Source organism: Pedobacter sp. SAFR-022 (assembly GCF_051965375.1).
Taxonomy (GTDB): domain Bacteria; phylum Bacteroidota; class Bacteroidia; order Sphingobacteriales; family Sphingobacteriaceae; genus Pedobacter.
This window is the reverse complement of sequence record NZ_JBQCME010000002.1, coordinates 344,291-356,446: the sequence shown is the minus strand read 5'-3', so window position 1 is coordinate 356,446 and position 12,156 is coordinate 344,291. Positions and strand designations below refer to the sequence as shown.

Below are 12,156 nucleotides of genomic sequence, written 5' to 3'. Positions count from 1 at the left end.
TTTCTCTTATTTTTAAATCGCAATCCGTTGGATCATCTGCCCCTGCTTAGTTATCTTTTTTACGTTATCGATTTCAACTTCTGTCGTCATGAAGTATCTTAAGGAGGGTAGTGAAACACGCACAGACTTTTTGCCGATTGAAATTACACTCCCTTCGATATCCGCAAAAGGCCCATTTATTATTTTCACAGGGTCCTGCACATTAAGCAAAAGCGGTTCTAGTCTCACATTCACATAATTATTCAAAAATTCTTTGATGATGGAGATCTCCTTAGCCGGAATGATCGCCGGTCGACCAAGCCAATAAACGAAGTTAACAACGCCCAGTACCTGCCGGATCTTGGCTAATTCCTTGTTTGAAATTTTAACAAATACGTAAGACGTAAAAAGCGGTTCTTCCACCGTTTTTTTCCGGTCACTCCATTGTCGGACGACTTTGTTTAGGGGACAATAGCTTTCAATGTTAAGTTTGCTTAGTTGTTCTGCAACTTTCTTTTCCCAGCGTGACTTTGTGTACACGGCATGCCATTGATATTCCATAAAGCGTGGTTTGAGCGTAAGAGAATTATTATTTAGATTTTAAAATTATCGTGTGAGAAAAATTGCAGCAACCGATACGATAGACAATAGAAGACCTATCCGTTGGTAAGTTGGATCGAGTGAAGCAAACTTACTTTTTCCGGCTTCCGCGTAGATGATGTCGTTATTTCTAAGATAGTAATAGGGTGAATTAAATAAATCCTTAGAGCGAAGATCTACAGGGATGTACTCGCGCTCCCCATTCTGCTCGCGAATAATAATTAAACGCCTGATTGCAGTAATGTTCAGGTCGCCTGCCAGACTCAAGGCTTCAGGAATGGACAACCTAGTGCTTTGTACATTGAAAAGTCCTGGGTTACCAACGTCACCAATTATGGATATTTTAAAGTTCAGCAGCTTCGCAATAACTACAGGTTCTTTCAAATAAGGCTGCAATTTGACCTGAATCCGCTCGCGTACCTGTGCAGTTGTTAAATTTGCCACCTGCATGGATCCAATTACCGGAAGTTGTATTTCTCCGTTCTGGTCAACAGTATATCCGGCAGAACTTGCTGTGGCACCTCCTACGCTGTTTGAAGCAAAGTTAAATATTGCTGATGATTCAGGATTAAGACTACTGATGCTGATCGCTAGAACATCTTCAGGTTGAATCGTAATCGGACTGAAGTTTTTGATCGGTTCCCGCGTTGTCGACTCTCGGTTAAGATCCTGGAAATAGGTCGCTTTCTTGTAAGAGTTGCAAGAAATAAATAGCAAGCTTATTAAAACAAGGAAGCTGGAAAGCTTAGTAAAAAATCTCATAATTATGTAAGGAGTTTGATTTGCGTTAATTTCTTCCTGATGCTGAGCATCACTGAGAATTTCTACTTCGACTGCATGGCTTCGCCCACTTTCAGTCACATTTACTTGTTGATCTGAAGGTTTGTTTTTAAAGCAACTAAAGACTTAATTGCTGTTAGTGAATTTACCTCATGTGTTATAAATAAAAGAATCAATTTAATTATTGTGTAAATACCTGCGTAATTCGAGAAATTTCAGGTGTACCTGTGTAATTACTTATGGTGAAGCTGTGAAATTCAGGGTAAAGTAGTCATCGTTATCTGTAACTCCGTGTTCCACAGTATATTTGGCCCAAGTCTCAACGGACATTTGGAAGCCTAAAATCCGCCCATTTATCTACATTTCGAATCTTATTTCCAATTCTCCAGGCTAGCCCACCGAACCGACCTGAATTGAGCCCGAAACAAAATTTTAGAAATCGATGTCTTTGTTTAACATTTACGAAATGCTTGCCAGATACTTTCTACATCATAAGGCGCTTCCTCTATAAAGTCAGGCTTGCCAACTGTGCGCGTAGCGCCAGGAATATTAATATTGGTCTTTGTTAAATGTGCTTATGTTTCCGGAAGCGCTGTAGCCGGCAAATATCCGAGTGCCACCAAATCCCTGTACTCCTTTACAGGTTTTGTATTTCCATTATCAAGCATTACCACATTCGTAGATAGGTCTAAAACATTTTGATAATCGTGGTCAGTAATGATAAAACCTTTGTCTTTTGAATGTTCTTTGATTAAGGTTTTGATTACCTCGATATATAATGGTGATATGCCACTGAATGGCTCATCAAGCAACAGATATTTTGCACCTGAATGTAGCATGATCACAATTTCGACCAGCCGCCGCTCTCCTCCAGACAACTGTCCAGGCTTATGCTTCAAAAAGGGCTTAATAAACTCGTTTTGTTTGACTGGCATTCTTGATCCCTCGGTACAAATGCAGCTAATCATATCCTTAATCTTCACGTGACCTGGTAGGAAGCCTTCAAGTGGAAGGTATTGTATCATTTTATGGCTATTATACAACGAGCCGACTTTAACACCATCCACAGAAACAAACCTGTTCTCTGCCCTGATTGTCCCAAAGATGATCTTCATTAAAGTCGACTTCCCTGAACCATTTCGTCCAAGCAACCCGACAATCTGCCCGGTTTTACATGAAAGAAAAATGTCGCTAAGAAGCTGTCTGTCCCCAAACTGCTTCCTAACACTATCGACATGTAAGCCGTTCATAATAGCATAAAACTCAATCCCACAAGCGAACTGATGACAACTGTAGTTAACCAAAGAAAAGGCCTATTAAGTCCTTGGTTGTGATAAAAATAGTATTCTCCAGGATATCTGATTTCATAGCTCAAATAATGGAATAGTGGAAGTAAAAAGAAAAAGGAGAAACCAAGCCCGCCGAAAAAATTAACCAGGGTCATACCGAAACTTGAGAGTACAGCAGAAAATAGGAACGCTGGGAAAACAATCCTTTTATAGAACAGAAATAATCCTTTAATCGTGCGCATTATGCAAGAGCTTTAGCACAACAATATAGATATTTATGGTCGATAATTAAGCTTAAACCAATCTGCTGTTGTTTTAATTGCCTCCTCATAGGGAGTTGGAACAAATCCGTAGGCCTTTTCGAATTTTGCAGAACTAAATAGAAATGGGAATTCATCTTGATAGTTCATCTCATAAGCGTCATGCATAAATGGGTTAAACCAGCCGATCATCTTTAACAGCCATTTAGGTAACACCGTTACCTTATCTGAAGCGTTCATATATTTTGCCGCGATTTTAATGAACTGTCTACCGGTTGCAGCTGGTTGGACACTAGGCAGATGCCAGACCTGTCCATAGGCACTTTCATCATGGCTTAAAATGTCCAATGCACGAGCGGCATCCGGGATGTAGTTGTAGGACCTTGGTACATCTGGGTTTATAAACCATTGCGCTTTTTTCCCTTTAGCCATATTCGTAAAGACCAGAAGCCCTGCCGCACTTTTGTCTACGACTTCAGGTCCGTAGAAATCAACTGCCCGTGCAATAACCGCATTGATTTTCCCGGCTCGCATTTCTGATTGCAAGGTTGCTGCCACCTCCGCTCTAACAGCCCCCTTTTTACTCGATGGATGATAAGGTGTATCTTCCGTGATCACACCATCTACTCTACCATACATATAAACGTTATCGAAAAATACCAGCTTGGCGTTTGATGCTTTACAGGCCTCTATAACATTATGAATTATTACAGGCCATTCTGCTTGCCATACCTTAGCATTATAAGTTATTCCAACAAGTAGATAAACGATGTCCGATCCCTCAACAGCCTTAAAGACCTGCTCCCGGTTAAGCAGGTTAGCCGACATGTTTTCCACGCCCGGTACTGATCTCGATGATCTGGATACCAATCTGATCTGATGTCCTTTCGCACTTAGAATTGGAAAGAGTGCATTTGCAATGGTGCCATTGGCACCAAGTAAAGTATGAAGTCCCATGTTGTTGTAAATTAAAGTGTTACTTTTGTTTGTTACTTTACAAATCTACAAGTAAGGTCAACATCGAAATTGTAAGAAAACGAAATGATCTATGAAATATGCTGGTCATAAATACCCCGCATCGGCAGCTCTTTCAGCGTTGATAGAATACATCTATACGATCTCTATCCCTGATCATGCAGAAGCACAGCTTTATCACATCGCGCCAAGCCTGGAGCGAATGATTGTATTCAACTTTGGCAGCACCTATCAATGTGCGGCGGGTCCGGACGCAGCTTTTAAGGATGTTTCAGACCGGGTTGTGATATTAGGGCCAGTGCGTCAGATGTTCAATGCCTTGCTTACTCCGGGATCTGATTTGCTGGTTTGTTGCTTCATCAATGATGGTTTTTATCGACTTGAGTCCTCGATAGGCTCCAGTAAACTATTGGATGAATTGAATGTCCTGTGGAGTGCCTTGAAGGGGGTATTTCAGGATGAAGACCGGATAGATGTACTAAATGCGTACCTGCTTGCTCATGCCGCTTCATCGGATCCGGAAGTTCATGCATTGGTAGACAGCATTACAGAAATCCATCATTCCAGTTTGAATCCTGTTGATGTCGTTGCTGCTAAAGCTTCCGTGTCATCGCGCACGGTTCAGATGCGCTTTAAAAAATATGCCGGATACTCTTCTAAGGCTTTACTTCGGTATCTTCGCTTCAAGCGGCTGATCGCATGGCTAGTCGTTAATCACGCATCAGAATTCAGTTGGATGGACCTCGTCCTGAGATTTGGCTATCATGATCAAAGCCATATGATCAAGGATTTTAGATACTTCACAGGATTATCACCAAACAAGCTGTTGCAAATATGCCGGCAAGAAAATCTTTGTCTTAGCCGAGATTACCTGGAACACCAGGTGGCACTGCCAGCAGCAAATCAGGAAATCGACTGACGCCCGGTAAAATAATTCAAAATATATTTTGCATCTGATATAATATTGATGTTTATCCGACGTAATATTACACGAGAGCGTTAATTAAATGGAGCGGTAATGGTCGGAGATCATTGCCGCTTCTCTTTTCTGCCAAGTCGACCTTGAATCACGCGCCTGAATCTACCTAAGGTGCCAAGTCTGTTTCCGATACTTTCGATCACATTGTCCTTTGCAGGCTGGATATCGGCAAGGTCAAGCCCCATATCCAGCTGTTTTGGATAGATTATCAAAAAGCTATTTTGATCAAAATAGGTGATCAAATAATGAGGCAATTTGTTTAGCTGCCTCAAATAGGAAACATGACCTTTCCGCGAGGATACAATAACAAACAAATCATTTTTTCTGATTTCACGAGAGAAGATCAAAAAGTCATCCCAGTCATTAAACTCTTTAAACATCATGGAAAGTTGAGGGGAAATGCGCAGACCGGCCTGCCGGATTTGCGCTAATGTCCGCTCCGCCCCATAGAAAGTTGTCGAAAGCGCACTGTGTTCAGCCAGGGTGATGATGTTGCTGAGCCAGTGGATAAATCCGGGTTCCAACTCTGCATTTGGCGGCACCACAACCAGCATCCTCTTTATGGTATTTATCGGTTGATGTGGCTTATAGATATGGACTGTTTCGCGCACCCTTTTCAAAATGTTTTCTGCTTTAAGCCCTAAAAAATCATCTCTGCCGGCATTCTGGTGTAAGCCAATAACGACATCCGTGATGTTGTATTCCTTAATCGTATATACAATGCCATTGCTCGCACTTGCATCAAATCGGGTAAGGGGAATGATCGTATTATCTGTAGCAGAAGCATGATTTATTGCTCGATCGAGCAGCTTTTTCCCTTTTTCATGGCTTGCACCATCTATAGCTTCTTCATTTACCACATGCAAGGCAAAGATGTCGCTCATGGCTTTCTTAGGTTTCAGCATAAGTCCAAGGTCTACGATGCTCGCGACACTATCTGGATAAGCCAACGAAAGTAGTATCTTCCTGTCGCCTAATTGGGGAATGTTCTCCTGAACATCATTGGCTTCTAATACTAGTTTGCTCGATGCACTTTCTACGACAAAGGAACTTACCGCACAACTTACCAGAATCAGTAAAATTGTTCCGTTTAATACATCTTCGTTCAAGAGCCTTATTGGTTCACCGGTTGGTGCTTCTCCAATGATAATGTTGTAGCCAACGAGTATAATGGCTAATGTCGCTGCAGCATGCGAGGTACTCAGTCCAAATATCAAGTTACCCTCTGTTTTACTTAGCTTGAATGCCTTTTGAGTTGCTTTAGCAGCGATGTACTTGGTTATTATAGCTACCCCGGTAATCACCCCCGCAACTTTCATCGCCCCCCAACCGCGTACAATTATAGATACATCAACCAGCATTCCAACCCCTAAGAGAAAAAATGGTATGAACAAGGCATTCCCAACGAAGTTAATCCGGTTCATCAAAGGAGAGGAATGTGGAACAAAGCTGTTTAAAACCAACCCCGCAAAGAACGCCCCGATAATTGCCTCCAGTCCAGCGGCTTCGGCCAGGAAAGAAGCCAGAAAGACCGTTGCAAGTACAAACACATATTGTGAAACACTATCTTCATATTTCTTAAAAAACCATCTGATAACCACCGGAAATAAGAAGAATACAATACAAACGAACACTATTGAGGAAAGGCCAAGCTGAATCCAGAAAGCTCCTGAAACATCATCTTTTGTAATGCCCGCAACACCTGCCAGGATAAGTAAAGCTAAAATGTCGGTGATCATCGTCCCCCCTACAGTAAGTGTAACAGCCTGTTTACTGGCAAGTCCATACTGACTGGCAATTGGATAAGATACGAGCGTATGGGTAGAAAACATGGATGCAAGCAGCAGCGCAGAAAGAAATCCGTACCCAAGTATATAGTAACAGGCTAAGATCCCGACCGTTAAGGGTAGCACAAATGTAGTAAGCCCAAAGAAAATAATCTTGTTCCGGTTTTTTTTGAACTCCGAGAGATCAATTTCCAATCCAGCGAGGAACATGATATACAGCAAACCAACGGTACCGAATAATACAATGCTACTGTCCCGCCTAAGGAGATTCAAACCATGCGGACCGATGATCACCCCGGCTAAAATCAGCCCAATAATATGAGGAACCTTAATTTTACTAAAGATGATCGGAGCAAAAAGAATTATAAAGAGTACAATGGTGAAAATGATCACCGGGTTTGCAAATGGCAACGAATAGTCTATGTTCAATAATATCATAAATATCCGATTCTATAGTTTATTCAAGTTTAGCCTGTAGAAGATTTTACATCCTCCTGCTTGGGTAACCTCGCGGCGTCCAACCATGACTCCACCTTCAGCCGGTGTCAGCACAATTGAAATCACAGTTCCGGTTGCCTGGTTGTCCGCATTCAACTGCAATTCACTCCCATTATAGAGTCCGGTGTAAAGCGTATTTACAGCCCCATTAGTCATCCCCTCAACAATGAACAGGTCATTTCTATACGACAAATTCCATTGCTCATTCCTTACGTCTCCTATTGCTGAGCCGGAGCAATTGGTCTCAACACAGGTCATCTTAACCTGCCATTTGCCGGTAAGGTTTGGGTTAATAATGCCTTCAGGAACATTGCTGTTTGTAGTATCCAACATTTGCTCTCGTTTTTCCAACTCCTGAGCTTTAAGATCAAGCTCGCGTTCCTTAACCAAAAGCGAGTCCCGCAGTTTTTCAAGCGCAATGCCCCGAGCTTTCATTTGCTGCGCTTCCTGATTGTTGCAACTGAACATGATAAATGAAAAAAGTAAAAGATAAATCTTTTTCATACGTTCTCAATTTTTATATAGGCCTCTGTAAATATTATAACTTAACGTAAAACTTGGCACTTTGTTGGCTAACGTGGTATGTATCCAATTTATTTCCAGCAAAGTGGATTGAAAATTGTGAAATACAGGTACAACTAACACCTATACCATGAAAAAAATCAAGCTTTTCTCCTCCCTTGATACGGCAATGCTTCAGGCTGATATTAACAGCTGGTTGGCTGAAAACAAAGATGTTCATATTCTCGAAACCAACTTAACGAGCCTGACTTCTGCAAGCAGGGGCATTCATTCAGACAGCGCAAAAGCTGAATATGCTTTTTACATCCTCTATACTCCGGCGACTGAAAGTGAAGAGGAAAGTGTAATTGCTGCGAGCAAACAACTGCCAGAGGAACTTACACAGGTAATTACGAATATCTCCGAGGCAAATTAAGTGCATATTACTTTTTCATTTTATTACTCAAATATCGTCGAACTGGAAGATCATAAAACTTCATGGTCAAGTACGCAAAAAGCAGCAGCAAAAGCAATCCAATGATAACTATACCGCCAAGAAAAAATCCCTGAGGTTTGTTAGCGGTGTAATAATGCAAAAACATAAACATCACGGCATAGTGGGTCATATATAGCGGATAAGATATGTCTGCAGACAACTTGCATATGTTCTTAGCCGCCAAGCCCGTTATTGCACCGGCACCCAACATAATCATCAGCGGAAAATATACCAGAACAATGGCAAGCTCCGCTGGCCAGCCCCAGTTTGAAGGCATCAGAAATGCAATACTCAACAAAACCGTCATACCCAGAAACCCGAGTCCGTTTCGAAGAATCAGGTTATAACGAAAAATGAGCATGCCTGCCAGAAAAGAATAGGAAATCCGAGCTGCGCCATCCCAAAAGTTTGATCCAGCCCATCCACCTAACAGCGAGCCGGCACTGGATGCAACATAATACAGCCAAGCTGCCGAGAACACGAGCAAAATCAACAAGATTTTGCGGGGCAGTCTAACCAAAACTAATGCATAAACAATATTCGCAATGTACTCCCAGAACAATGACCATGAAGGCGCATTCAAGCCAAACAGGTTAAAAAACCGGTCTTCCATCACTGGAAAAGGAATCATCAGCATCGAGCAGATAAAAATCAACAAAAGCCGACCAGCACGGTAAGCTTCTGGATTTCCGCCGAATGGGTCAAACAAAAAGGCCAATAATCCTAAAACCGATCCAAATACAACCAAAGGATGTAACCTGATTATTCTTGCCTTAAAAAAGGTCGACAAGCCCATTTTTTTAAGCCGGTCATCGTAAGCATAGGCCATAACAAATCCCGATAAACAAAAGAAGAAATCAACCGCCATAAATCCGTGCCCAATAAAATTTTCGCTAGGATCCGGGTATATGATCTCCATAAAATGAAAGATTACAACCGCTATCGCGGCCACTCCGCGTAATCCATCTAAGGTGTCAAAATGATGTTTCGACGGAAGGGTTTGGGTTCTGGCACTGGGGTCAAACATGTATATTCATTAAGTTTTGCTGCAAGATAACAATCCTGAATTGAACACCACAAAACTACAGCAGCCATTTCGCTCTATGATGATCTTCACAGATCCGAAGGCGCTAATCACCAGGTGTTAAAGCTGCGCTATAATTTACTTATTTTTTGGCGGGTCTGTACGAAACGGTACCGCAGGAAGTCCGGCGCTATTAACCAGGTTGCACGCAGGATTGTCTGCCCAAGCATATCTTACCGCTACGGGATTGGCTACGCCGGGTGCGGACACAATCACATTATTACCTTGTATACTTGCTTCCGCCCAATGGAACTTGCCGTCAGAGCCAGCTATAGCAAAACCCTTTACTTCTTTGCCATCGCTGGTCTTCAATCCTTTCCCTGTCTCTTCAAAAGTAACACGCAGCCGCTGCCCTTCAATTTGATGGTTTTTGTAAACCGGACTTTGTGCCTGTATATTCTGCTGATAAACCTGCTTCTTAGCCAGCAACGCCAGGCGCCGCCCAACCTCCTGTTTGTTCTTTGGATGGATATCATCGGCCGCCCCTACATCGATAATTACAGCCATCCCCGTATTAGGTTCCGATAACGTCATCGTTTGTGCCTCCCGTAACTTCGCCCAGTCACTTTCGGCGGGCATCTCCTGACGTTTCATGTAGTTTGCGAGCTGTACATACAAAAATGGCAAATAACCCTGGCCCCATCTTTCGCGCCAGTCTCTGATCATCATTGGAAATAAACTTCTATATTCATCTGGAGCAGATGCATTGTCTTCTCCCTGATACCAAAGGAATCCTTTTGCACCATACGAAACAATAGGATTGATCATCGCATTGTACAGGTAACTTGGATAGCGATGATAGTTCTTTATGGTCGGTAGAGATGCCTCCATATCCGTCATAAATTTCCAGGTGCCTGCCAAACTGAACCTGGTATTTCCGGCGCTAACGTACATACCATCGGAAGCGGGATTAAAGCCGCCTCCGCCCCATAGGAAAGCCATTCGTACGGCGACTACGTTTCTGCCCTTCTTAAGCAAGCCGCTCGGTATGTTATACTTATGACTGAGATTCGCGTTCCATTCCGTTTTTGCGATCTCCCGCCCGTTAATATACACAGAGTAGTTCATCTCGGGATGTCCAAGTTCAATGCTCAGGTCCACTGCCCCTGGTATATCGGCGCCCACTGCTAGCTCTCTTCTAAGCCAGACAATGCCTTCATAGCCCGGCATATTCATGTCCTTAAGTGTTGCTGGCATCTCGATGGTTCTCCAACGGCTATCGTTGTATGCCATACCAGTTACGCTGCTGACAATCGAAGTGTCGGCCTTATAAACAATGTCCCAAAATTTAAGAAGATCCAGGCTGTCTTTGACAAAATGAGCCGCTGTAATAGAATCGTTCGTCATCACCCGCGACTTTGTTATGGGCGACTCCAGCAATTTGGGCCTGCTTGTCCAGGCTTCCACCGGTGTGCCACCCCAGGTAGACTGCACAATGCCGATCGGCACCTTTAAGTCTCCATGCAGCGATCGTGCAAAGAAGTAAGCGACCGCCGATGCTGTCTTAACACCAGCAGTATCCATCGAAACCCAGGAACCGCCAGCTAAAGTGTCCTGTGGGACTACTTGCTTGGCATGTGGCACATTGAAAAACCGTATCGCTGGATAGTTGGCGTTTTTAATTTCCTGCCCCGCATTTTGGCTCTGCGACACTTGCCATTCCATGTTGGACTGACCTGAAGCAATCCATACATCCCCGATTAAAATATCTTTAAATGTCAAAGCTTCCTGTGTACTTTCTTCCCCAAACACCGACATTACATATGGCCCCCCTGCGTTCATTGCTGCCATTTGTACCCGCCACTTGCCATCTCGTCCGGTTATTGTATGATAACGCTGCCCTCCAAATTCAATGGTAATTCGTTCACCAGCTTTTGCACTCCCCCAGACCGGGATCGGCTTGGTCCGTTGCAGAATCATGTGATCACTGAAAACCTTGGGCAGACGGAGCTGTGCAAGAGCTAAATTGCCCGCTCCCAGTAACGCAATCCACAGCAAGAGTTTTCGAATGAAGTAAAAAAATGAATGCATATCGTTGTAATTTGAATTTGATGTTAATATACATAATTGATATAAGTACAGGTCCAATGTAGGGGGCGTTAATTGAATTTGGCATATACATTGGAACAAGTTGCAAACGATTGGTCATGAGCTATTTTGTAGATAAAAATTCTATTGTCCGAAGAATATGGGGTAAAGGCGACACCATATTGTTTATTTTCGCTGGTGCTTCTGCCGAATTTGCGCTAAACAAGGCTGTAGATTGGCTGTACTTTACAGGTCGTCTCCCTGCGGATCCACTGGGCAGATTGTTCTCCACCGTTTCTTACGCGCGCGGCATCGTTTTCGCTGAATATGAGCAAGCATTGCAGGTTATTGACAAGATTTCCCACATTCACAAAGCAGTTGAAAATAGCCGTGGAGCAGAAATACCAGCATGGGCCTATCGCGATGTCTTATTCATGTTGATTGACTATTCCATTAGATCTTTTGAACTGCTGGAGCGGAAACTTAAGCCCGAGGAAAAGGAAGAGGTTTTCGAGGTCTTCAATCGTATGGGTATGCGGATGGGGATAGAGAACTTACCATCTATTTATCACGAATGGTTACCCGCACGGCATCAACATCTGCAGCAGGATCTTCAGAAAAGCGGCCTAACTACAGACCTGTATAAGCAGTATCGAAAACACCTTGGTACAATCCGGTATTGGATCTTAAAGCAAGCACAATTGCTGGTGGTGCCTGAAAAGGTTTGTGGGGAACTCAACTTGGGCAGGTTACAACTATTAAAGCCAATGTTGGTACTGTATAAACTCAGCAGACTATTTAAGCTGGATCAACGCTTAAGGAACATTATTCTTCCTAAGGATTACAAGGCACAAATCCTAGACTTGGATATTATTCAAAGCCGTTAACCGGTCTGGCTCA

At 43.0% G+C, this 12,156-nt stretch carries 11 protein-coding genes; 3 read left to right on the top strand and 8 right to left on the bottom strand.

Annotation, left to right across the window (positions count from 1 at the left end; translation table 11 throughout):
- Positions 1 to 12: 12 nt before the first annotated feature.
- The 4 genes from ACTHQF_RS07425 to ACTHQF_RS07410 form a co-directional block, all read right to left on the bottom strand.
- On the bottom strand, positions 13 to 540 hold the full coding sequence (locus tag ACTHQF_RS07425; protein WP_440429402.1) for a UpxY family transcription antiterminator: 528 nt from the start codon (positions 538 to 540) through the stop codon (positions 13 to 15).
- A 45-nt stretch (positions 541 to 585) separates the two neighbouring features.
- A complete protein-coding gene (locus tag ACTHQF_RS07420) occupies positions 586 to 1,341 on the bottom strand; it encodes a polysaccharide biosynthesis/export family protein (RefSeq protein ID WP_440429401.1) in 756 nt (251 codons plus the stop codon).
- Positions 1,342 to 1,934: 593 nt separating this feature from the next.
- Positions 1,935 to 2,609, bottom strand: coding sequence for an ATP-binding cassette domain-containing protein (locus ACTHQF_RS07415; protein WP_440429400.1), 675 nt, complete (start codon positions 2,607 to 2,609; stop codon positions 1,935 to 1,937).
- A gap of 314 nt (positions 2,610 to 2,923) precedes the next feature.
- A complete protein-coding gene (locus ACTHQF_RS07410) occupies positions 2,924 to 3,865 on the bottom strand; it encodes an NAD-dependent epimerase/dehydratase family protein (protein ID WP_440429398.1) in 942 nt (313 codons plus the stop codon).
- A 91-nt stretch (positions 3,866 to 3,956) separates the two neighbouring features.
- Between ACTHQF_RS07410 and ACTHQF_RS07405 the strand changes: the two genes are divergently transcribed.
- Positions 3,957 to 4,802 (top strand): helix-turn-helix domain-containing protein, encoded by an 846-nt coding sequence (locus tag ACTHQF_RS07405; protein ID WP_440429396.1) that lies wholly within the window; start codon positions 3,957 to 3,959, stop codon positions 4,800 to 4,802.
- 110 nt (positions 4,803 to 4,912) lie between these two features.
- On the opposite strand, the gene ACTHQF_RS07400 is transcribed toward ACTHQF_RS07405, so the two are convergent.
- Both ACTHQF_RS07400 and ACTHQF_RS07395 read right to left on the bottom strand, forming a co-directional pair.
- A complete protein-coding gene (locus tag ACTHQF_RS07400) occupies positions 4,913 to 7,087 on the bottom strand; it encodes a cation:proton antiporter (RefSeq protein ID WP_440429395.1) in 2,175 nt (724 codons plus the stop codon).
- A gap of 12 nt (positions 7,088 to 7,099) precedes the next feature.
- Positions 7,100 to 7,651, bottom strand: a complete 552-nt coding sequence (locus ACTHQF_RS07395) for a hypothetical protein (RefSeq protein ID WP_440429394.1) — start codon at positions 7,649 to 7,651, stop codon at positions 7,100 to 7,102.
- A gap of 148 nt (positions 7,652 to 7,799) precedes the next feature.
- Here ACTHQF_RS07395 and ACTHQF_RS07390 point away from each other — a divergent pair, with 148 nt between their 5' ends.
- Complete coding sequence (locus ACTHQF_RS07390) at positions 7,800 to 8,084, top strand: hypothetical protein (protein WP_440429393.1); 285 nt, start codon at positions 7,800 to 7,802, stop codon at positions 8,082 to 8,084.
- Positions 8,085 to 8,091: 7 nt separating this feature from the next.
- Here ACTHQF_RS07390 and ACTHQF_RS07385 read toward each other — a convergent pair whose 3' ends face one another.
- Positions 8,092 to 9,171 carry an acyltransferase family protein gene (locus ACTHQF_RS07385; protein WP_440429392.1) on the bottom strand — a complete coding sequence of 360 codons (1,080 nt, stop codon included), beginning with the start codon at positions 9,169 to 9,171 and terminating at the stop codon, positions 8,092 to 8,094.
- A gap of 135 nt (positions 9,172 to 9,306) precedes the next feature.
- Positions 9,307 to 11,259 (bottom strand): sialate O-acetylesterase, encoded by a 1,953-nt coding sequence (locus tag ACTHQF_RS07380; protein WP_440429391.1) that lies wholly within the window; start codon positions 11,257 to 11,259, stop codon positions 9,307 to 9,309.
- 116 nt (positions 11,260 to 11,375) lie between these two features.
- Between ACTHQF_RS07380 and ACTHQF_RS07375 the strand changes: the two genes are divergently transcribed.
- Positions 11,376 to 12,143, top strand: coding sequence for an oxygenase MpaB family protein (locus ACTHQF_RS07375; RefSeq protein WP_440429390.1), 768 nt, complete (start codon positions 11,376 to 11,378; stop codon positions 12,141 to 12,143).
- Positions 12,144 to 12,156 lie beyond the last annotated feature (13 nt).